Source organism: Marinagarivorans sp. (assembly GCF_982758155.1).
In genome coordinates this window covers 1-23697 of sequence record NZ_CEXWTU010000056.1, presented here as the reverse complement: position 1 = coordinate 23697, position 23697 = coordinate 1, and the positions used below count along the sequence as shown (strand labels likewise).

The 23697-nt window shown below is 45.5% G+C and carries 12 protein-coding genes; 4 read left to right on the top strand and 8 right to left on the bottom strand.

Features of this window, described 5'->3' with window-relative positions; all coding sequences use genetic code 11:
* Nucleotides 1-126 precede the first annotated feature (126 nt).
* The 7 genes from AC3A8L_RS08590 to AC3A8L_RS08560 form a co-directional block, all read right to left on the bottom strand.
* Nucleotides 127-1323, bottom strand: coding sequence for a helix-turn-helix domain-containing protein (locus AC3A8L_RS08590; RefSeq protein WP_487961828.1), 1197 nt, complete (start codon nucleotides 1321-1323; stop codon nucleotides 127-129).
* Nucleotides 1324-2007: 684 nt separating this feature from the next.
* Entirely contained in the window at nucleotides 2008-3486 is a 1479-nt protein-coding gene (locus AC3A8L_RS08585) for a DUF1552 domain-containing protein (RefSeq protein ID WP_487961827.1), read from the bottom strand.
* Nucleotides 3487-3488: 2 nt separating this feature from the next.
* Nucleotides 3489-5897 carry a DUF1592 domain-containing protein gene (locus AC3A8L_RS08580; RefSeq protein WP_487961826.1) on the bottom strand — a complete coding sequence of 803 codons (2409 nt, stop codon included), beginning with the start codon at nucleotides 5895-5897 and terminating at the stop codon, nucleotides 3489-3491.
* 787 nt (nucleotides 5898-6684) lie between these two features.
* Complete coding sequence (locus tag AC3A8L_RS08575; RefSeq protein ID WP_487961825.1) at nucleotides 6685-8067, bottom strand: DUF1552 domain-containing protein; 1383 nt, start codon at nucleotides 8065-8067, stop codon at nucleotides 6685-6687.
* Complete coding sequence (locus tag AC3A8L_RS08570) at nucleotides 8067-10589, bottom strand: DUF1592 domain-containing protein (protein ID WP_487961824.1); 2523 nt, start codon at nucleotides 10587-10589, stop codon at nucleotides 8067-8069. Before AC3A8L_RS08570 ends, AC3A8L_RS08575 begins: the two co-directional genes overlap by 1 nt.
* A gap of 520 nt (nucleotides 10590-11109) precedes the next feature.
* Nucleotides 11110-12441: a DUF1552 domain-containing protein gene (locus tag AC3A8L_RS08565; protein WP_487961823.1), complete on the bottom strand. Its 1332-nt coding sequence runs from the start codon at nucleotides 12439-12441 to the stop codon at nucleotides 11110-11112.
* Nucleotides 12438-15221, bottom strand: a complete 2784-nt coding sequence (locus AC3A8L_RS08560; RefSeq protein ID WP_487961822.1) for a DUF1592 domain-containing protein — start codon at nucleotides 15219-15221, stop codon at nucleotides 12438-12440. The genes AC3A8L_RS08565 and AC3A8L_RS08560 overlap by 4 nt, the downstream gene beginning before the upstream one ends.
* A gap of 1161 nt (nucleotides 15222-16382) precedes the next feature.
* Here AC3A8L_RS08560 and AC3A8L_RS08555 point away from each other — a divergent pair.
* The 4 genes from AC3A8L_RS08555 to AC3A8L_RS08540 all read left to right on the top strand — a co-directional run bounded on the left by AC3A8L_RS08555 (nucleotide 16383) and on the right by AC3A8L_RS08540 (nucleotide 22457).
* Entirely contained in the window at nucleotides 16383-19244 is a 2862-nt protein-coding gene (locus AC3A8L_RS08555; RefSeq protein WP_487961821.1) for a DUF1588 domain-containing protein, read from the top strand.
* The gene (locus AC3A8L_RS08550) at nucleotides 19244-20635 is read left to right on the top strand and encodes a DUF1552 domain-containing protein (protein WP_487961820.1); all 1392 of its coding nucleotides are present in this window, start codon (nucleotides 19244-19246) and stop codon (nucleotides 20633-20635) included. Before AC3A8L_RS08555 ends, AC3A8L_RS08550 begins: the two co-directional genes overlap by 1 nt.
* 168 nt (nucleotides 20636-20803) lie before the next feature.
* Complete coding sequence (locus tag AC3A8L_RS08545; protein ID WP_487961819.1) at nucleotides 20804-21865, top strand: cellulase family glycosylhydrolase; 1062 nt, start codon at nucleotides 20804-20806, stop codon at nucleotides 21863-21865.
* 31 nt (nucleotides 21866-21896) lie between these two features.
* Nucleotides 21897-22457 carry a carbohydrate-binding protein gene (locus AC3A8L_RS08540; RefSeq protein ID WP_487961829.1) on the top strand — a complete coding sequence of 187 codons (561 nt, stop codon included), beginning with the start codon at nucleotides 21897-21899 and terminating at the stop codon, nucleotides 22455-22457.
* Here AC3A8L_RS08540 and AC3A8L_RS08535 read toward each other — a convergent pair.
* A complete protein-coding gene (locus tag AC3A8L_RS08535) occupies nucleotides 22399-23604 on the bottom strand; it encodes an FAD-dependent monooxygenase (RefSeq protein WP_487961818.1) in 1206 nt (401 codons plus the stop codon). The genes AC3A8L_RS08540 and AC3A8L_RS08535 overlap by 59 nt on opposite strands.
* Nucleotides 23605-23697 lie beyond the last annotated feature (93 nt).

Sequence of the window (23697 nt, the reverse complement as noted above, 5' to 3'; positions counted from 1 at the left end):
TTTAACGAAGGCAAGCGTGCACCCAGGAATTCAAAAACGGGAAGTTATTTAATGCCCCCCCCTTAGCCGAAACCCTACGAATTCGCACCCCTTTAAGCGCCTCGAGAAGAAAGCCCATCTCTTCGCCTAATTGGATAAACTATTACTGCCTCGTCCCTTAACAACACGTAAGCGATATTCTGACGGCGACATTTCCTCAGATTCTCTAAATATTCGCTGAAAGGCTGACTTACTATTAAAGCCAGCTTTGTAATATATCTCTGCAATTGTGATCTCTTGAAACTCAACCGAATCAAGCATTTCTTTGGCATCTGCTATTCTGTATCTATTCACGAACTGATTAAAATTCATCTGAAAATTATCTTTAATAGCCGCTGAAACCACTTTCTTAGGGTGCCCCACAACTTTTGAAAAATCGTCTAAAGTAAGATTTTTATTTCTATATAATTTATCCGATAAAATAGCCCCTTCAATTTTTGAGATACAACCAGAGGGAACACGAACCGGATTACTTACATTCTTTTGCTTTACGCCTTTTTTAATAACTTTAAAGACATAGACAAGAGCCATATTAAGGAGCGCTACAATCAACGCAAAACAAATGTAGTTACCTATTGCGCCCAAAGAATTTAACAGATTGATATCGAGGCTACCCAGTAAACCCAACACATGCACAAGCATCACCCAAGCCCAATAGATGGTGAAACCAAAAACTAAAGTCGCCAACCATAACCCTATGGCGAACTCACTATGGCTATCTAGATTTGTGAATTTTCGATTATCAATAAACACATAAATTCCGACTAATGAATACCCAAGAGGATAAGCTTTTAACAGTGTCCAAATAAACACGTCAACTGGTGCGCCAGAAAATTCTGGCAACAGATCCGAACTCCTCATACCAAAAATTAACATGAGTAACGGCAGAAGCAGCGCTGGCATCAAATGAATCCAATGCCTGCGCCGCAAAGAGAAATCTTTATTTACATAAGAGTGTAAATAGGCCAACTGAAAAGGACCTACAAGTAAACTAGGGGTAACAGCAAGAATCACTACCAGAGGTGACACAGCCTGTCTAAGATCAGACAAACCATTATTCCAAAGCAGTTCTAGCCCCAGCAAATAGAAAAATAAACACAGGAAATAGGCTGTTAATAGATCAGAGACCAACTTCCTTCGGCTGGGGATAAGCTGCGAAAAGGCTGTAATCAGAAAGCATCCGGCCAATGCCAGAACTAGGATAATATCATTGATGTTAAAAGAGGAACCCATAGTTTTTTGTAAACTTTCGACAGCATAATTCAATATATTACAATAATTCACAGATCTCTATTTTGCAATTTTTACCCAAGATCTAATGCAATTGGTTATTGGCTTTTACACAACCGTTAGAACACTTACCTCATAATGCGTGACAGATACGACTTTATAGACTACGCAATCTAAATTATTTTAACCAACACCCCAAACACATCCAGCACGGATAGCATCCGGCATGAAGATTCCTTACTACAAGAACCTGAATATTCCTTTATCTTATAAGGCTGGCGCCGCCTAAGGGGCAAGGGAGAGTTACCCTAGCGTGTAACTCTTCGAGCTACGAAGGTAAGGACCTCGAATCAAGTCTTAGCGGATGAAATATTCCATTCTTGCCCATAAGATTCAAGCTTAGAACATTACCTATCAGACTTAAAGGTAGATGGATTTTTTTATGAATTCATTACCGCGTATTACTTAAGCCCAATATGCTTAAACTCAGCAATAACCAAAATAGGCATACAGACAAAAAATACAGATCCAATAATTGCGCTTTAATTTAAAGTGGCGCCGCTGCCCCACGAAATTGGCCTCTTCAGACTGTATTCGATCACCACAGGGTAGGGTCAGCTAATGAGCTGGAAGATTAATAAGAGCTTGAACGGTAGCGATGAGCCCCATGAAATGGCTGGCTAAAAACGCCAATGTAAAAGCAGGCCTGCTGGCCTGCTGATTAAACACATACAATGCCTAAGTAAACATATCCGTATATGGCGTATCTGAATTACCAAAATCCCCTTCGTAACCCATCAAGCGGCAAACACCCAAAAGCAAGTCGTTATGCTTTCTATGTCCGTTTCTATAGGCATCCAAATAAACACCTTTTTTAAGATTCCCGCAGGGGTTTCCAATTAACATATAGGGCAGATCATTATGGCGATGATTGTACATCCCAAACTCACTCGCCGTTAAAATCAAGGTATTATCAAAAAGACTGCCTCCATCAGAATCAGGCACTTCTTTTAACCGACGAATCAAATAATCGAGTTGAGAATAGGCCCATCTAAAAACGCGCGCCTGATCTCGACGTCTGTCACCATTATTCTCATGGCCTAGATGATGATCCTGCACGGCGCCCTCCGTTCGAATGCCCGCCGTTTTATAATGATCACCACTGATTCCCTGCCAAATACCAGACGCACTTGTCTGCATAAAAGAAACACGCGTACGATCCAATGCAAATGCCGCTACCGCAGTATCCATTTGAATCTGCTGCATTTTTACGAAATTATCTTTATTGTGCCAATACTTGTTGTTGTTATTGATGTTCAACCAATCACTATTCATATCTACCGATACGTCAATGGGTTGCCCGCCCGACTGCTCAGCCAAAAGACTTTCAGTCGTCCTTTCTATTTTTTCAAAAGATTCAAGATACGACTCCATCCTTAGCTGCGCTTCAATGCCGCCTAAACATTTAACGGCCTCCAACCTGCTTGCAACAGCACTCAGAATATTAGCTCTTGATTCAAGCGCGTGATTTGGCCCACCCGTTAAAGTGCTATTAATACCATCGGGAAATATTTGTTTATAAGTGGTTACAGGGTTCCACGATAAATTAGCCGCCCCACCATTGATTCTGATCGGGCAAGTATAAGCCGTACTAATCCCCTGGCGCGTATGCTCACCATAACAAGAGCTAATAATAGAACTGTAAGGCGAGCTGCCTTGCAAAATAGGCCCAAGGTGCTGATCCAAACTATTACCATTAGGGTTCCCCCCCGTAAGCGCGCTTTGCACCACGGTTTGATGTGGATCTGAATGGCCAGGTCCATCATTTCGAAAGCCACTAATAAGCGTAATATCTTTTTCGTGTGCTTTAAGCGGCTGTAAGCAGTAAGTACCCATCTCACTACTGCGATACTGGGAAATAGAATCACCCCTGCTCGCAGGTGTAGCACCGCCACCAAAACCTACCGTTGCCCCCATATTAATATCGAGCGCCCCTGGGCCACTGCCCGGCCAAAACGCCTGCTGCGCAGCACCCTCAGGCCAATACCATATCAATAACCTCTTGGGTTTATTGCTGCAACTTGTCTGCCCCAGTGCGCGACTAACAAAAGCTTGAGAAGCAATTAAACTCGCACCCGTCAAAGTTGACTGCCGTAACAAAGTGCGCCGTGTAACCGATACTTTTCTATTTTTATTGGGTATGTGAAAGTTTTTCATGACTACCTCGCTTGGCACGATTGAGAATTATCTTCGGTAGAGACCGATTGAAACGAGCCAGTACTTAAGAAGGTTTTGATCATTGACTTTAATGATCCTGTGGACTCAAGTGAATTAAGTGTCTTGTTAAAGCTTTCCACCTCGGTCACGTTGGGCAGCCGCCCTAAAGCAAAGCGATACCACATTTTTACAGCGCAACTGGTTAAAGAAGGGCTAGTACTTAACGCACTAGCGAAGTCTGGCGCACCGGTGTAACTACCATCAAGATCAGAACCAATAGATACCCATCCCGCGCCCGAATCGTTTCTCAACATTCCATTTTCATCGTAAACATCAAACAACCGCCCAATGGGATCCACTAATTGATGGCAGTTAGAGCACGGTGCCGTAGTTTCACGACTCTCTACTTCAGTCTCTGCAGCATCAATAGGTGGTGGCGGCAGATGCTCACAAAGCAGCCGCTCATAAACCGCATTACCACGATAAATCCAATTTACATCTCTCAAACCAGATGCGTGCGCCGTTAAAAAACTGGCATGCGTTAGAATGCCGCCGCGTTTAGACTCGGGCGGAAATACCACTTGCTGCCAATCTTGTGCTGGCGCAGGTAGACCATAAGCTTCAGCCATTGTGTTATTTAAAAAGCTGTAATTTGCCGAAAACAATTCACTAAAAGGCACGTTATCGTTTTGGAGCACATATTCTACAAAACGCTTAGTTTCCTCATACATCGATTCCTCAAGCCCTAAGCCCTGCTCCGCTGGCGCTATGCCCATATCACAGCGTTGGTTACCGCACATGCAAACACTTTGAGCAGAAGCGCTATTACTACAATCACTGGCGTTATCACCAAAAAGGGTTTTGCATTGCGCGGTGGTATCGCATTGGTCACCTTGCGGAACAGTAACAAGAGGGTTTGACGGGGGTTTATTCACTTCAACACCTAACCACTCAGCCATAAAGCGCCAAGCCACTTGATCAAACGCCGCCGTATCCATTAAACGCTCGCCTTGCGCTACGATTAGGTTCGGGTTTGTAGCCAGCCCATTAGTCGCATTTTTTAGCGCTTCGTCTGGAGACATGCTTGTTAATAAAAAGGAAAGTCGGCTAGCCATTTCTACATCAGTAAGCCTTAACGTATTACCGCTAATGCTTGTTTCACCCACTTCAATGCGAAACAAAAAGCGATCGTCGACTAACATCCGAGTAATAGCTGCAGACACCGCAACTTGTTGCGTAGCATTTTTAGCCAACATATCGGTAATAATGGCTTCTAACTCACCAATATCTTGTGGTGGGGCAGAAGCCATTCGGTATAGCCCTAACATAGGCCCCACCAACTTATCGCTAACACACTGAGCCGTATTCGCACTAAAATCACACGTCGGTGCTATTTTACCAGCCAAATAAGTTGCATAGCTTTCAGCCGAAATCAAGAATGGCTCGTAATCGGCCACAGTGTCTTCTTTGGCATTATTGGTGAAAACACCGTCGTCGCTATCGCTAGGCAAGACAACACTCGGTAACTCATCTTCATTGAATGCACCTTTAATAACGGCGATATATTCATTTTTTAGCAGCCTAATTTGCGGCGAAGATAAAGGGCTCATGTCTAGGCTTGTAGTGAAACTACAACCGCTAGTTCCTACCACTTCACCGGCTACAGTATTAGGGCATCTATCGGAAAAATCAGGCACGGTGTCGCCGTCGCTATCGACGCTCAAATCACTGATAGAGCAACCTAAAGATTCCGAGTCCGTCGAAACAGCACTTGCTTCGACTGCCGGCGTGCTCGGGCATAAATCCGCAGGCGAAGGAATACCATCATTATCAGAGTCGGTACCTGTATTAGTATTAAATTCTCTTACAATATAAACGGCCAACGTTGTCGCACAATCACCAACACAATCTCCAGGGTTAAGAGGCATAGCTCTGTCGATATAAGGCGCTAATTCAGCCACATCAGAGCAATTAGTTTTTCTGCAACTTTCACCTAAGTTTAGGGGGCCTCCCCTCCCGCCATCACCATTATCTCCGTGGCAGCCAAAACATCCCTTTTGACGATAATTGCTTTCTCCGACCTGGAATGGAGAGCAACCCCAGTTATCGATAAGCCCATTCGCAATATCAATTTTTGGCGTCGCTGGGCATAAGTCGTTAGCATCAGTAACCCCATCAAGATCATTATCTTGTAGCTCGGCCGCCTCACTTGAGCTGCTCGAGGCAACCAAAGAACTGGATGAATTTTCGCTAGATATTGCCACAGCCGATGAAGCCTCACTCGACACTGTCGAACTTAATGAGGACCCGCCAATACCTTCACCCCCGCAAGCAGAAAGCCATCCAAGTGAGCTAAAAAAAAGGATTTTGAAACACCCTCTTATCGAGAAGATCTTATCGTATTTACTCATAATTGTTACTCATATAAAACAACACTACGGCCCAGCGTTATGGTCATTTTTCAAACGACCTAATCCAACGAGGAGTTAATTAGAGATGCCCATTGAAAATATTTTTCAAGACACGTTAGAACACGATCTGATTTTACTGCATCAACATCTCCGGGGTAGCGCCACATAAAGGCACAATCATTTTTGGGACGACCCATATTAATAAAACGCAAAAAGGGACCTAAGAACCCCCATGAGCCGTACACTTTAGGAAAAATCTAAGTTAATACGCCAGACAAGGTAATGTTGAATTTTGTGATTGATAGCGCACTCACTGTTAATTTATTCGCTAAGACAATAAGGTTCTAATAATGCCTGAAAGCAAGATGGGCCAACCTCAACTTGAGTAATGTGAGCTACGACAACACTCAATCCCACCTTAACTACCCCACAAGCCCAAGCAACGTAAAGCAAGCACCAGCAGACCTTTAAAAACCGGCCTCTCAACTAAAATCATCAAGTTAGGCGAAGGGATCTGCAAGGGGGAGATTATTAGAATTACATATAGGGACAGAAAACCCCGCATTAGGCATTGCATGCGCATAGGGATATACGTTATTAGATTAATGCGTAGAGGAAGACAAGATCGGAAAGCAATTACAGATAAGTATAATAAAAACGGTGACGCGGCCATCGCGTAAAAAGTGCATTTTTATGGCGCCCTAAATAAACTATTTAGCACGCCACACTAGCCGTTCACCGCCCTTACAACTCCTTTTAAATTATGAATTTATATTGCAAATTCAACTTAAGAATAAAGCTTATCCCACACCTCTAGATTTTTTCGTGCGCCAACTTCATTCTCCATCATGCCCATATGGTGTTTCATGGCCAATAAGGTTTGGGCTGCCTGCTTTCCGGCTTCGACAAATTGCTGCCCGCCACGACCACTATTTTCTGAAGCACCGCGAATATATTTATTGTGCGCAAACTTAGAGCCACCACCAAATATCATCTCGGGTATTCCACTTTCAGGGTGAATATTACCTTCGTTGGTATAGCCCCCTAATTCTGATTTCCATAGAACCGCGGTGGATTCAATCAGCGGCTTACCAAAAACATCATTGGTGTTTTTAAGCTTTGTTACCAGATCGACCATTTGATTCGAATAAAAATTCTGACAGGATTTAAGCGCATTGTATTTAGTGTTTGAATTACCGTCGTGGGTATACGCGTGATGGCCGCGGCTCGCACCTGGTACTTTAATATGCCCACCCGCCGCCGCTGTTTGGAAAGCGACAACATGAGTAAGCTCACAAGAAAGTACCGCAACAATAAGGTCGTTAAAGAGCGTTGCCTTACGGCTAACATCACCGGTATCGTCGGGCTGATCAATTCGCGCGCAGCTTCCGCCAACCGGAGCGTTACTGTCGAGTTGATCTAGAATGTTCAGCTCGATTTCCCGTATTTTTGAACAGTGATCATCTAACACCTGCATGCCTTCGCTACCCAAGGCATTTTTAAGGCGATTACAATCATCCTTAACCGCATCAAGCATGCTTTGTTTACGCTGCATTTGTTCTTTAGCTAGCGCTATTTGGGCAGGGTTTGCATTGGGCGCAGTGAAGCCCGCAAATATCTGCGCCCAGGCATCGCGAGGGTTGGTTTCAGGGTTAATCGCGCGGTTACGTGCCGTGGAAAAGGGATGGCGACCCACGCCCTTACCGCCGTCTAGCCCCCAAACAACAGATTGTTCTTTACCTGCGCGACCTTCGGCAGCCAAAAACTGGCCGATTAAATGATGAATCGTGGGGCCGTCAACCGAATAGTTATCCGCATAAAATCCATCAAACTGTTGCCCACCAGCACTGTGCCCAATCATTGACGCTGGGCCTGAGTTTGTCGGCGCTAAGTGGGAAATAAATGTTCCCACATCCTTATGAACTTCAAGGGCTTTCCACCAATCACTAAGCTGAAAGTCGCCATTCGTTCGGTCGTTACCATAATTAGCAGGGCCCGACTCATTCATTGGGCCGTTACACGAAAAATAATTAATCATGCGTGCGGGGGATGAACCTTGCGCATGCACATCTTCGATCATACGGAAGGCGGGTGCCGCGATGGCAAGCGCCGCTGTATTTTTTAAGACATTGCGACGCGTAAGCGGTGTGCGTTTTTTTAGCAGAATCATTAGTTAGCCTCCGCAGTGAACACCTGCGTAAATTCAGGTGAAGAAACAATGGCTTTAAAAATTTCGTAAATATTGCCATCCGTATTTTTTGCTGTTTGGTTGACCGATATTGCAAAGTCTCTGTCTTGCGCGATCAACTGACGACCAAGGGCCCACTCAACCGTTGCTTGAGACAAACAGCCTAAAACTTGCGGGTCGGTAGCAAAGATTTGTGCAAGATCCGCCGGCGAGTCAAACACGACTTTTTCATGACGCCAGGTGGGAATGTCGCCATCTAAATCATTCCACTCCACCATCAGATTGGAGTCCTCTTTTTGCCAGCGACCAAGCGGGTCAAAAGGCATAAAGGCAAAACCAATATCGTTAAAGAGTAAATGGCATGACAAACAGACTGTGCCGGCATTAGTTTTGTAGCGAAGCTCCTCTATTTGGCTGCTGCCAGCCGGTGCTTCTTGTAGTGCTTGCTCCGTAGCGCCGGCCGGCGGCTCTTTTACAGCGTCGCATAACAAGGTTTGCTTAATATCAATGCCAATTTTAAACGGCGACTCTCCTGCAGTCTTAGTCAGTGCGGCAATCACGTAGGGATGCATCAATAACCCTTGGCGAGAGGTAAGTGCTGTATCACCAAATTGACGAGTTTCGCTGCTACCATCACCACTAGGGAATGCGACATCGCAACGCTGGTTGCCACACATGCAAACACTCATCGCCGAGGCGCTATTGGAACAGTCGTTTGCGGTATCACCGAAGAGAGTCTTACATTGTTGTGTCGTATTGCATTGGTCGGCAGGTATCATTGGGCCACCAGCATCAAAGGTTTTATCTTGGGTAATCATGCGCACGGAATCATCATTAAGGTAATTTGTTGTAGTTAACAAATTACTCAATGTTGGATTGTCAGAGCCCAATACACCCGAGACCATCGACATGGCGCTATTTTGAATCGTACTCGGAAAATCATCGGGTAAGTCGGCCATAACCGTGACATCTTTTGAACCCGCTTTAGATTCCGAGGCACCGACCCAGTCTAGAATAAAATTAAATTGCGCTTTACGGCCCGCATCACTATTCCACAGGCGCTCAAAATGCTGTACACGCGCTGCAGAATTTGACAAAGCACCCGAAGCCGCCGCTTGCTGTAATTGTGCATCTGGTTTCATGTTGGTTAAAAACAAACTCAGGCGCTCGGCGATTTGTGTATTCGTAAGGTTTCGCTTAATGCCGCTAGCATTGTCTTCACCGAGTTGGCTAAAGTATAAAAACGATGGACTACTGAAAGTGAAGTATAAAATTTCAGCAACGACTTGATTATCATCATTACTTTCGCCAGCAATGTTGGTAATTGAGCCTATGACGTCATTCTCGGCCGAAGTTAAATTACGGTTATAAGCCGACGACATGAAGGTTTTTGCCCAACCATTAAGGCAATCTTTTTGCCCCTGACCGCTTTGATTACAGCCACTATTACTGCGCACACTATTGGCGGCGTTTTTGGCGAACTCATAAAAGTAGACATCAAGTTTTGAGATTTCTTGTTTGTTGTAGCCAAAACCTGCCGTGCGCAGTAATGTCTCACCTTTAATGCGGGCATCAACAGGTAGTTTACTAATATCAACCTCGATACCCGTAAGTGACTCCATCATGGTGGCCAACTGTTTTTGAGAAAGCTTACGAATCCTAGAGGGGCTACCTTCACTATGAATATCCCAATCAAGTTCGGGCCGCGCTAATGCAGGGAAGGTCAATACGTGCTTGGCCACCTCGACGGCACATTCGCCAGCGCAATTTTGTGGATTAAGCACTGGCATGTTGGCATCGATAAAGCTAACAACGGTTGTTGCGCTAATATTCGCGGTATTCAGCTTGTGGATGCCATCGCCACGTTCACCATGACAATCAAAGCAATGTGTATTGTAATACTGCTTGCCTTTTTCACTGCCGCCAACGAGATCACCTGCAGAGCTGGATGAACCATTAGTCGATCGACTACCTGGCCACTCATCGCCGGGGCACCACCCCTTATCGGTGTTGACTTCATGCGTTACATACGCAGCAAGATTATCGGCCTCGTCGTCGCTTACGCTTGCGGCGTCTTTATTTGGCATCCAGTCGCTTATAAAATTTGTAAGTGACTGGTTTATTTGTGCACCGTCACGATTTTTGAAACCGTTATTATCACTGTCGTATAAATTAATTGATCCTAGGCCACCGGACCAAATCTCTGTTCCATCACGCGGTGTGCCATGGCAAACAACGCACTTCGCCCCCCAAGTATCTTCTCCCGCTTCAATTTCCGCACTGCAACCCTGAAGCACTATGCCGCTAGAAGAGGAACTACTGGGTAAAGAGCTTGAAGGTGGACTACTCGATAAAGAACTGCTTGATAGTGAACCAGAAGAGCCCGGTAATGAGCTGGAACTATTTGAAGACGAAGAGCTACTACCATCTTGCCCTGCGCATGCGAATAAGCTGAAACTTAGAAAAATAATATACAACTTTTTAAAAGATAAATTGTGCCTCATTAGAGAGCCTCTCGTCTTTTGGAACATACTAATTTATGCCCGATCACACGAAACGCTGCTTCAGGCTTAATCAATAGTACCCCTACAAGTAATATACGATTAGTACCACATTTTGACGGATCAGCTTATGGGAGCCCACATAGTGCAATGAATAATATGAATCCCTGAAGCCACCGTCACAGCAGGGTTTTAGAAAGGCCCGATTAATATTAGGTCTCAAATTTGTTACTGTATTTGTGATCCATTTATCAATGACTCGCCGAGCCAATTAGAAAAATAAAGCTGACAATAACCTAAACCCCTAAAGTTACTCGCTGAAACTTGCCACAACAGGCGCTACAGGAGAAACAGAGAGTTAATCCGAAGAGGGTAAAAAAATTTGAATTTTTACAGCGCGTGGTCGCGAAACTTTCGGGCCGCAAACAGCTTTTTACGAATGAAAAGCTGTTTGCGGGTAAGTTAAAAAAGTATCTTTTTTTAATTAAAATAATATAACCACTGAGTTGAACTCATCCAGCTATTAACTTTTTATATCTCCAACTTCACCGCTACTGTTACCCCAACTACCACGATTTAAACCGTAAAGATTCATTAAGGTCAGCCAGACATTTGCTCCGGAATTATTACCAATATTGGTCGTAACGCCGGGCTTCAAAAGCCCTCCGGCCTTACCAGCAATCACCATCGGTATTTGGCTGGTTGTATGGGAATTACCGTGGGACATGCCCGAGGTAAAAGCCACGGCAGTATTGTCCAACAAATTACCGCCCATCGGATCGGTTACAGCCTGCATCTTTTGCATAAATACCGTAAATTGCTCGTAGTGCCACGAAATGATTTTCTTAATATTTTGGACGCGCGTGCCTGTTGCCAGGTTTCCATCAAAGCCACTGTCGGTGTAATGGGAGTTACCATGCCAGCTATCAATTCCCTCTAAGCCAAGCCAAGTATGCTGGGTTTTACACAGCTCACCGCCCAAGGCAAATGTCGACACTCCCGTGATATTACACTGAAAGGCTTTCACGATAATATCTTGCATCAAGCCCAATCGCTCACGGTAGTCGCCATTTCCTGTTGGCGGGTAACTCGGGTGCCCACCAGGAACAGCCGCCCTAGAATCACATGCAGGACCAATCTGCCCCAAGCGCCCTTCTAGCTCCCTTACACTTGTTAGGTAACCATCTAAACGCGCGCGATCCTCAGCGCCCAGCTTTGCATTTAACTGATTAGCCTCTGCAACGACGTAATCAAGAATGCTCTTTTGGTAAGCGTCACGCTCACCAATATTTTGATTATTATCCACCGGATTACTACCCGAGAATATCAAGTCAAATAATTCTTTGGGGTTGCTATACGCTTTATTGGCGGTGCCGTTATCAAAATACGAAAAGTGGCTAGCCTCAAACTTACTATGACCACCCGGGACATAATCGGATGGGTGTAAATTGATTGACACCGATTTATACGGAAGGTCTGCAAAGCGGGCATCGGCAATAACATTATCAAAACTTGCCGAATCAATATTATTACCGCCGCCGCCTACTTTTTCACGATAGATGGTTGAAGGTAATTTATAATGGTTGTTTTCGCGGACCAAACCATTAAACGAAACATCCTCAACAATTGAGACGTAATCGCGAATAGGGTCAAGCTTTTCATTAAAGATGCTCGCAAGCTTACCCCGCTGATCTTGCCATGTGCCGTTGGGCATATAATACAATAGTGTACGATGATCACCGTCGGCGGCGAATGCTTTACCCGTGCTATCGGTCATACCCTCAAGCAATGGAAGTGCCATTGCAGTACCAAAACCGCGAAGTACATGACGTCTACTGAGTTTCAATTTTTTCATTGTGAATCTCCCTGCTTCGCTTGTGCGCGAAACAAATCACTGTTAATCAATTGCAGGACAATGTCGCGCGTGCCAGACGCCTCTATTTTGGCTGTCGATGATAATGCATCGGAAAAACAACCCGAGCGAATGTGCGTAGCACCGATGGCATAGGCCGCCACTCTCTCGGTAAAACATGCACCTAATAATTTATCGCCATTGAGTGCATCGACATAATCAGCTGGGCCACTGTAGGCAATGCCGCTAGGCATAACACCACTGGACTCGACGCTATCACCTTCTTCATACGTTGTTCGCCACTGGCCAATACTGTTGAAGTTTTCTAAGCCCATACCCAACGGATCAATAATATCGTGGCATGCTGCACACGTTCGGTTGGTACGATGCGCCGCTAGACGCTCAGCAATGGACAGGTTCGGGTCCACATCATCCAAGGTTGGTATATCCGCAGGAGGATCCGGTAATGGCGTACATAAAATGTGATCCGCAACATAAACCCCACGCTGTATTGGGTTGGTTTCGCCGTTTGCTCCGGTAATAGTAAGAATCGAACCTTGAGTAAGAATGCCGCGGCGCCCCTCTGGCAGCGCCGTTTTCCCTTCGCTATCGGGATTACCTGTCGCGCCATAATGCTGCGCAAGATCGGGCGTTAAGAAGCTGTAATCGGCTAATATAAATTCACTCGGCGGTAAATTGTTATTGTAAACATGACCAACAAATTGGTTGGTTTCCGCAAGCATGTCATTCATACGCTGCTCGTTATAGTCATTACCAAAATTACTGCGAATTTCTTTCGGTAATTTCTCGTAAGCGAGCCACTGAGCCGAAAATGTTGTCGCAAATGTGGAATGTTTAGCGTCCGCCATCATCCGCTGTGCTTGCGCTAACAAAGCAGCAGACTGCGTTAACGTGCCGTTTTGCGCGACGCGAAATAATTCAGCATCCGGCATAGAAGACCAAAGGAAGTACGATAATCGCTCGGCAAGCTCGTAGGGTGTAAGCCGATGAATATCACCCAATGTTTGCGACTCATCTGTGCGAATCAACAAAAATGATGGCGACATTAAACTTGCTGTAACCGCTTTTTCCGCCCCTTGCGCCGCATTGGATTCCGACAACATAAGCTGAATAAAGCGCTCACGTTCGCTATTCAATTCACTGATTGGCCGACGGAAAACACGTGGTAGGTAATCATCAGCAACTGCATTAGCACAGCCTGAAGCATTAACGTTTTGACACAAGTTCGCAAATGGCGATCCTCCAGCAAAAACATCCGCTGCAACGGCTTCGGCCACGCGCAAATATGCTTGAGCACTATCACTTAGGAAGCGTAATTCAGAGCCATCATTATCAAAATTCCAGCTATTTCGAGTATCCGCAGGCAAGCCTTCGGCACTCAAATTATTTCGGCCAAATAGCTCGCGTACCGTATTTTGATACTCTCGCACATTAAGGCGACGAATAATCGGACGCGCTAAATTATCGGCATTACACTCTAACGCCAACTCTTGAGACGAACATCCGTTACTCGCAACATCCAGCACTTGCTCGGCAGCAGTATTAGGGCAAATGTCCCGAGGAATTGGAATGCCGTCATTATCTTTATCTAACTGAGCAGTACTGCAACCATTGGCATTAACAACCGCATCAGGCAAGGTGCCAGGACAGTTATCGGTAAGGTTACTAACACCGTCATTATCACTGTCGCCGATATTACCCACGACCTTAATTGCGGACACCTGTGCGTTTTCAATTACGGACACAAAATTAATCGTTAACTCACCATCAGCAACAACGATATCGTCAAACGTCAAGGTATGGGCAACAAGGTTGCCTCCGGCAGCAACAAAGGTATCGAGATCATTGATTTTGAGCTGACCTTCGATACTCACATCAAACTGGCGCTTTGCGGCCTCCGTAAAGAAAACCTCAGCAAAATGCAGTTCCACAGAGTAGCTGTCATTCACTAGTGGAATTTTATACTCAAAGCCCGCCGTACCGGTAGACGCGAAACGCTCAGTCGCATAAAGCACATCATCGTCCGTACCTGCAACAGCGGTATTAACATCACCGCTCTGGCCCGAAGCCGTGTGATACTGATCTGCATCTGCCCCGTATTGCGTGCCGTCTTTTGCCGTATACGCCGCGCCGCCAGCATTCACTGCAAATATAACCGTCGGTACCGGCGTCGTCCCCGCTGCTTTACAACCCGTGCTATCAATTGAGGCAATGTCTTCAGCTAGCGTATTGGGGCACTGATCAACGCCATCTAGTACACCGTCGCCATCGGCATCGTTATTGTCTATTTCACCGGTATTGAACGCACCAACGATATACGCCGATACGTCGCTTGCGCAGGTAGAGCCTGGCTCATCCACACAGATTCCGGTATCGCCCAAAGGCATGCTGGCACTGATGTAGGCCGTCAATGCAGAAGCATCGCTACAGTCAGTATTCTCGCAAGCTGCACCAACATTAATGGGGCCGCTAATACCGCCGCCGCCATTAACGCCATGACACGTGGCGCACTTTTGAACTGGGTCATGATAAATCGCCTTACCACGTTCAAATGCGGGCCCAGACATACTATTTCCGCTGGAGCTTGAGGAAAAAACACTACTCGTAGAAGTTGAAAATGAAGAGCTACTCAAACTCGATAAGGACGAGCTAACAGGTAGGTCTGTAATTGGGTCACCCCCACATCCGGTCAATAGCGCTAACAGCGCCAGAGTCACAAACTTTACATGGCGGGCTATTGAATAGCTTTCCCTCCAGTTCATAGTATTTCCTCGGTCCAAAGTGATATTAATTAAAAAACCAATACAAAGGATTGAATGGTTACTTTCTACTGAAGAACCTTTCGTCTTTTCTCAACATAGAAGTCATGCCCAGTGACACGAAGCGCTGCTTCAGGCAATAAATAGTACCGATATAAACAAAGCTCAGTTAGAACCACATTTTGACACATCAGCTTATGGGGCCCCATATCGTGCAGGGAATAATATGCACCCCTACAAGCACCGCAAATAGAGGGATGCGGTGAAATTAAATAATGGTTCGAGAATAAAATTGATTGTAAATTTGTGATAAAAGTCCCAGAGAGCTTTGTTGAAATACTTACAGCATTGGGACATAAAACTAAAAATGAACCGAAAAAAGATGGAGCGAATGCGGATTTAACACTCCAAAAATATTCCCTTCACAAGGGTTTACGATCAGTAGTCACTTATTGTCGAGCAGACAATACCAACACGGATAGTTCGCCTAACTGAGGGGCCACCTCGCTATCATTATCGCCCCCCCTAACGGCCAAAAATAAACACGACCATGTTTCAGTTAATAGCAGAACCCATCTTCCCTCTCAAACCTTACGGCAAGTATTAATTACAGAGCCCTATACCGACCAACTCCCCCCCAAATCGGTTACGTCAACGACAGCTTATGAAAAGAGATCGACTAAGCCTCACTGTCATACCGAAAGATTTAAGTCGATTTAGCTAAATTGAGTGCCACAATACCCCTAAGGCCTCATTGAGGAAATGCGCTTTTGTTCACAAAAATCAAATCTCATCAGATCGAAAATTATCGCCCATTTTTCATTAGCCCTTGGCATGTCTAGCGATTAAGGGCCTATATTTTCCCCTATTATTATGAACCCTCCAAAAACGAGCCATACCGTAATCCGGGCCCAACTCAAAAAAATCCCAGCAGTATACTAAGCCCAATTAAAAAAAGACTAACCCGTCATAGGGTAATCTTATTGTCACTTTGAGTATTAATTTATTGATGTTTTATTACCCGAAAATAATACTTCTCTACTTAAAATGAAAATAAATATAGCAGTGAGATTTATATATTTTCTTTGTATATTCTGATAACCAGGTGTGGCGGATATGATTTACAAGCGACGCTAAAACACCAAGCTCATCAAGTGGATGCTCATGAAAAACGTTAACAAGAAAATTAAAGCATTTATTTTAGGTGCTGTATGTTTGACTTTATTATCCTGCGGAGGGCTTGACCAAGATGGCATCGAAGAGCTAGACAGTGATATGGATGGCGTCATTAATACCTTAGATTTATGTAATGACACCCCTGTTGGTGTAAAAGTCGATACAAACGGCTGCGCTATTCCCCTTATCATTAGCGAAGGCCAAAAGCTCTACGATCAACATTGCCTTGCTTGCCATGGTGACTCATCCGGAAATTCTGTAACCTCTGGCGATGCCTTAATAGCGGAGCGCTGTGATAGCTGTGCAAGCTCTGACTTGTTACACGCTAAAATAAGAGATGACATGCCCTTCTCCAACGCCACCAGTTGTGACGCAGGCTGTGCATCAGAAATTGCCAAATATATCTTTGCAAACTTCGACGGGTTCGATGGATTGCCGCCACCCAAAGCACATACAGTTACCCTAGAGGCTGAGAACGGCGTACTCGAAGGCAAGATTGAATCGAATGATGGGAGCCATATTCGCGCAGTATCTACCAACGGCATTAATTTTGTTGAGAATATCGGTTTTGATAACAAAATTGGGTTTTATCAAATCAACTTTGCTATTCCCGGCCGATATTCGATGGTCGTCCATTATGCCAGCGGTGAAAATCGTGACTTAGATATTGAGAGTAATGGCGAAACCATCGCTTTTTCAAACCTGAATTCAGGTAATTTTAATTCAACATTTTCTCAGGCCGAGAAAGAGTTCACCATCACCCGCCCGCTTATCAACATTATTGCGAGCCTTGACTCTGGCCAGGCCGTTAACATCGACAAAATAGTCTTTACGCTTGTTGAGGAACGCTTACCCGAGCCCATTAACTGCAGCGTCTCGACTGTGGGAGGCACACCGTTACAACGCTTAAGCTCTACCCAATATGCCAATACAGTTAAAGATATTTTTAATGTCGAGCTTTCAGCATCAAACATTACACTGCCAGGAGACGAGAGAATATCCGATCTATTTAAAGGTAATATTGCATTGCCTTTAGGTGAAGCCCCCTTTGAACAATATATGCTAGCCGCTGAGTATGTAGGCAAAGAATTCGCCAAGAGTGACCTCGCCGCTAAAAGTTGTGACAAACTGTACATTAACGCGGGCGGGGGCGAGTACTATGATCCAGGCCAAAATTACTATATCCCTGACAAATATTTTTCTACCAGTAATGTATATAGTGTCGATGTCCCCATTAAGGGCACATCAGCTAAAGAACTGTACAATACAACTCGCTGGCATAATGCTGAATTTTCCTATGCCGTACCCATAGCGTCGGGCACGTATAAAATCACTCTTCACTTTGCCGAGATTTATTATATTGGCGGTGACGTTGGTGGCGCTGGCAAGCGTATATTTAATGTTCACGCAGAAAATAACGCCGTTGTGAATAATCTTGACATTTTCAACACTGTTGGCGCTAACGCGGGGCACAACGAAATCTTTAATGTCGAGGTCAGCGATGGTGTATTAGACTTATCATTTATCCCCGTTGTGTCGGATCCGACAATATCTGGTATCCGCATTCAACCCGTATCTGGAACCCCAGAAGCCTGCATAAGCCGCTACATTGACGACCTTGCATTGCAGGTGTATCGCCGCCCCATCAGCGCTGAAGAAAAAACCGAACTCGGCGAGTTACATGCAGAGCTCAAAGCAGCATCCAGCACAGAAGGCGCCGTAGCCGGTCTAGTGGCTTACATGCTGCAATCACCCAATTTTCTTTATCGCGCCGAAGGCAATAGCAGCTTGGGGGCCTACCTAAACGGTGCAACAGTCGATCTAAACGACTACGAGCTCGCAACCCGCTTATCGTTCTTTTTGTGGAATCTTACACCTGACAGCGTATTACTCGACTTAGCAAAAGCGGGCCAATTATCAAACCCCGATGTATATCAAGCGCAAGTCGATCGATTACTGTCTCACCCTAATTATCTTGACAGCGTGAGCAGCTTTTACGCCCAATGGCTGGGTATTGATAATATTGAAAGCCTCGAGAAAACGCGTAGCATTTTCCCTAACTTTTCCGCCGAGCTCAGTAACGCCATGCGACGTGATACGCTGGATTTTGTTACTGATATCTACAGTCGTTCAGAGTCTCGTTTTGCAGATCTTTTCAGCCCAGGAGGGTTTACCTACACAAACCACCCAGAACTGCTCAATATTTATGGCGTGAGTAGCGACGGTCAAAACCCGACAGCTCTCCCTCGAGACGAGCGCTCCGGCCTATTAACTCAGCCTAGTGTCATGGCCGTTTTTGCCCATGCCAGCCAAAGCTCGCCCGTTCAACGAGGCCAGTTTGTGCGCGAGCGCTTACTTTGCCAAGAGCTTCCACCGCCCCCACCAACCGTAGCGGATGTCGAACCAGAACCCGACCCTAATGCAACAACTCGCGAACGGTTTTCGGCTCACTCTGTTAATCCCGCTTGCGCCAGCTGCCATGCACTAATGGATCCGCTTGGATTTCCGTTGGATAACTTTGATGCCGTGGGCGCACTTAGAACAACAGAAAACGGCATTGATCTAGATCTTTCGGGGTCTTTAATTGGTACAGACATTAACGGTGAGTTTGTTGGCCCACTCGAGCTTTCTGAGCGCTTAGCGCAAAGCCACCAAGTTCAAACCTGCTTTGTCGAAAACTGGCTCACTTTTGCGTTAAGTCGAGGTATTGATAAAAGAGAAAGTTGTACCGTAGAGGATATTACAACACGCCTTATAAATTCAGGCGGCGACTTATCTTTATTAATGCGTGAAATCGTTGAATCCGACTTATTTAAAAAAGCCACGAACAATAATCGTGAGGTGAACTAATGCGCTCTAAAAACTTAACTGACCGCACTATTGCTCGACAAATACTCCCAGAAGAGAAAAGAATTAAAACACCACAGTCTCGAAGGGATATTTTAAAAAAACTAGGACTGGCCGCTTCTTTCGCGCCCTTTCTACCGCTACTTGAAGCAGAAGTCGCTAACGCGCAAGCTGCTGCGCCTAAACGTTTAATACTGTGCAGTTACAACCATGGCATGCTACGCGATTCTTGGAAGCCTACCGGTAGCGGAAAGAATTTCAATCTTAACAGCACAATGCATGCTGCTTTCCAGCCCTTTAAAAACAAGATGATTGTTTTTGATAATCTTTTTCATTTACGCTCCGAAGGCGATAACCACTTTGGCGGCATGAATACGATGTGGACCGGCGCAGGCTCCAGAGAGTTTCCTGGCGGTCCTAAAGAGGGGTTGTCTGCTGGCATTTCGGTAGATCAATTTCTGGTCAATCGCTTAAATCCTACTACGCCCTTTTCAAGTTTGCAGTTTGGGGTTGCGAGCCGAAAAGAAATGCAGGGTAATTCCCGAAATATCTATGCCGGCCCAATTACACCTTTAGCGCCGGAACGCGAACCGATAAAAATGTTTGATCGTATTTTTTCGGGTGCTAATGGTGAATCCCCCGAGTTAATGGCACTACGAGAACAACGTAAAAGCGTACTGGATAAATTAACCAAAGACCTAAACCGAATACGAAATAGAGTTAGTGCCAGTGATCAACAAAAAATAGAGTCTCACCTTGATGCGGTACGCTCGGTTGAAATACGCAACAACGCAAGTACATCTGGAGCCTGCGACCTACCAGAAAGGCCTAATATTATCGCACCGGACGAAAACGATAACATGCCCATTATCTCTCCACTGATGATCGACATGATGGTGGCCTCGCTAAAGTGTGACATTACACGTTTTGCAAGCCTGCAATTTTCCGTTGCAATCAACAATACCCGCTTTAACTGGCTAACGGGTGATAATGGCCAACCCATTAACGAAGGCCATCATAATTTATCACACAGCCCCCTTGGCACCCCAGGCTTTCGTGACTACGAAAGAGGCACCCGCTGGTATATGGAGCAAATTGCCTCGCTACTCAAGCGTTTGGATGAAACCCCTGAGGGCAATGGCACCATGCTCGATAACTCTTTAGTAATACTCGGATCAGAGGTTTCACTGGGTAATAACCACGGCAGAGAACCCATGCCCTATGTAGCCTTTGGTGGTTTAGGCGGCAGCGTGGATACAGGTCAGTTTCTTGACCTGCGTGGGGAAACCCACTGTCGATTACTCACTACGATTTGTCATGCCTTTGGACAAAGAGATGTTCAGCAATTTGGTTTGATGGATAATGGTAGAGGGACATTACCTATTTTAACGTAGTGCAGTCACGCGACATATTTCAAGCTTTTTATACTCCACTCAAACTCAGCGATAATGACTAAATGAAGCATTTAAAGAGACACAAAATCGATATTATAGTTAGCCGTGTTATCGCTACTGATATTACCGCTAAGAGTACCAAGCCTTAATCGTTACACGAGATGTACTATGAAAATTATTAAATTGTGCGTGAGTTACATTGCGTCAGCCTTGGCCATAACGCTTTCGCTTAGCGAAAGCGTTATGGCATCGACGCCGTTACTTGATCGTAACGGACAAACAATACGCGGCACAGCGATGGTGATTGGCAAGCCTTACCAGCCTGGATCCAATAACCCCTCGGTTTCATCAACCATTGATATTGTAAAATGGCAAGAAGCAAAATCCTTAGGCTTAAATACTATTCGTGTTGCCTGGATTGACCCATTTGTTGAAATGGATCCTAACTGGAATGTGTATTGGAGTGTCGATGAGATGCTTACCTACCTCGATCAAGCCGTAGCGAATGCAAATCAAACGGGCATGAATGTCATCATTAATTACCATAATGTTGCCGAGTACCAAAAAACAAATGGCTTTGGCCGCATGGAAGAGTTTTGGCAAAAAGTTGCGCCGCGCTATAAAGATAACGACCTTGTTATTTATGAAATCAATAATGAGCAAGCATGGTCGAAAGATAAATATTTATCGGACCATTTCCAGTCAGCAATGCGCCGCACCTATGAGCAGGTCCGGCGTGATGCACCAGATCGCAGAGTTATCATGTTTTCGTTTCACTCATTCACGCTGGACATGAAAGGCATTGCCGATGCATACGACTGGGTTGACTGGAGCAATACTGCCGTTGGGTATCATTTTTACGGCGAAGGAAGCGGTCCTATCGAGTCAGAAGTCCAAAACTTCGAAAACCTCTACAATTCGGACTACACCATTATTTGCACTGAGTGGCGTTACGATGGGCATGCAGATTATACAAAGCGTTTTTATGGAGAGGTGCAAAACTCGCAAACACTTGAACGTTTAAATCAGTCGTGGCTGGATTGGCATGATTGGCAAGAGGTGGACGTCAACAAACATATTCGTGAAATTTTAATTCCTGACGCGCAAGCGAAAGACTACCTCTGGGATACAAACACAAAACCAATCCCTGTGGAGCCCGCCAAGCCCTTCAAACTTCCAGGACTTATTCAAGCCGAAGATTTTCATCGCCAAAATGGCTTAACAAGTTGAAGATGCTGCCTACAGTAACGGAGGCAGCTTTATTGGTTACATTGATGATGGTGATTGGGTTGAGTACGATGTTTCGATCAGTGGAACTGGCGAAAATACCATGGTCTGGCGCGTAGCAAGTAATACCAACGGCGGTACAATTACGGTATCGGCGAATGGTAATGAAATCACAACGGCTAATATTACAGGTACAGGTGGCTGGCAAAATTGGCAAACCTTATCTTCACCAGTTAACCTTCCTGCTGGTGATTACGCTTTACGCCTTGTATTCTCAGGTGAGACCGGCGGCATTTTTAACCTGAATTGGCTTGAGTTAAAAGATAGCTTTAGTAGTGCCGACTCAAGCAGCAGTACTTCAAGCTTAAATAGCAGTAGCTCCAGCTCAAACACCACCTCGTCGAGCGCGGCCAGTTCGGAAGGTACAACTATTTTGGGCGGCGCCACACACCCATTACATTTATTAATTATATTGGGGCTTATAATTATCTATAAAAACAGAGGACCGGCACCATATAGTAATGCCGGCCTCTTAACTAAAGGCTGCCCCTGGCCAGCTTTATCGCTTGCCGCTTCAGCCAAGGCATTTGATTAAACAAGCGCATGCCTTCATTTCTCAACAAACCTACCATCGGATTTGTAGCTTCAAATAATAACTTAAACCCAGACATCGCTTTTATAGCCGTTGCATTGTGCACTCGGCGCTGGCGCTGATAACGGGCCAGTAGGCTCGGCTCGGTGAGTGCGAGGCCTCGCGTTTGTGCACGCTGTAACTCCGCAACTAATGCCTTAGCATCCGCAAAACCTAAGTTCACCCCTTGCCCAGCAAGAGGGTGCAACGTATGGGCTGCATCGCCAATTAAAACAAGGCCGTCGCGATAATAGTTTTGCGCATGACGCTCTTTAAGCGGGTGCATGCCACGGTGATGCACTGCCAGCACGCGCCCCAAACGCCGTTCGATGGCCTGCTCAAGCTTTAACGCAAAATCGACATCGCCTAAATCGTGAAGCTCCTGAGCAATAACCTGCTGTTGAGACCAAACGATGGCACTGAAGTGCTTACCGTCAACCGATGGCAGTGGCAGAAATGCCAAGGGGCCCGATTGCGCAAAACGCTGCAGCGCCACTCCGTTATGCGCAAGTTCGGTTTCAACTGTGGCCACAAGCGCACTGTGCCCATAATCTTTTTCATCGACATTTAATCCAGCTTCTTTTCGAATAAAAGATTCAGCGCCATCGGCTGCGACTATCAAGGTCGTTTTAATCCTCGCACCCGAGTCCAGCAAAAGACTATGCCTTTCCCCACCCTCGGCAAAAACAACCTCATTCACGGCATCAGCCGTTACCACATGAACCCGACCCGTTGCCCGCAGTGCACACCAAAGCTCAGCAATAAGGTGGCTATTCTCAACTATAGAGCCTAGCTGCTCTTGATGTTCTGCAGCAGCATCAAATACGACCTCGCCGGTACCCTCGCCATCCCACACCGCCATTTTTTGATACGGACAATAATGCGTGGATTTAAGCGCACCCCAAACACCCAATGTATCAAGCCAATCAATAGAGGCTTCATTCAAGGCCACAACACGACTACCCAGAATAAGACTGTCGCTAACATGCCCCTCTGTAGCACCGGCATCCACAAGTGCTATATCCCATGTTGTTTCTTGAGCCAGCGCTAATGCCAATACGGCCCCAGTCATTCCGCCGCCCACAATTGTGATATCTGCCTGACAACTCATAATCTACTGCCCATAAAATCGGTGGAGCTAAAAAATACGTAACTATTCAGCCATGCTCAAATAGGCCGGCAAATTGATCATTTTCTGGGCCGC

Coding starts and splice junctions, on each gene's coding strand:
- AC3A8L_RS08575 (WP_487961825.1), bottom strand. CDS start 8,067: ATGATTCTGCTAAAAAAACGCACACCGCTTACGCGTCGCAATGTCTTA.
- AC3A8L_RS08570 (WP_487961824.1), bottom strand. CDS start 10,589: ATGAGGCACAATTTATCTTTTAAAAAGTTGTATATTATTTTTCTAAGT.
- AC3A8L_RS08550 (WP_487961820.1), top strand. CDS start 19,244: ATGCGCTCTAAAAACTTAACTGACCGCACTATTGCTCGACAAATACTC.
- AC3A8L_RS08565 (WP_487961823.1), bottom strand. CDS start 12,441: ATGAAAAAATTGAAACTCAGTAGACGTCATGTACTTCGCGGTTTTGGT.
- AC3A8L_RS08545 (WP_487961819.1), top strand. CDS start 20,804: ATGAAAATTATTAAATTGTGCGTGAGTTACATTGCGTCAGCCTTGGCC.
- AC3A8L_RS08535 (WP_487961818.1), bottom strand. CDS start 23,604: ATGAGTTGTCAGGCAGATATCACAATTGTGGGCGGCGGAATGACTGGG.
- AC3A8L_RS08560 (WP_487961822.1), bottom strand. CDS start 15,221: ATGAACTGGAGGGAAAGCTATTCAATAGCCCGCCATGTAAAGTTTGTG.
- AC3A8L_RS08580 (WP_487961826.1), bottom strand. CDS start 5,897: ATGAGTAAATACGATAAGATCTTCTCGATAAGAGGGTGTTTCAAAATC.
- AC3A8L_RS08585 (WP_487961827.1), bottom strand. CDS start 3,486: ATGAAAAACTTTCACATACCCAATAAAAATAGAAAAGTATCGGTTACA.
- AC3A8L_RS08555 (WP_487961821.1), top strand. CDS start 16,383: ATGAAAAACGTTAACAAGAAAATTAAAGCATTTATTTTAGGTGCTGTA.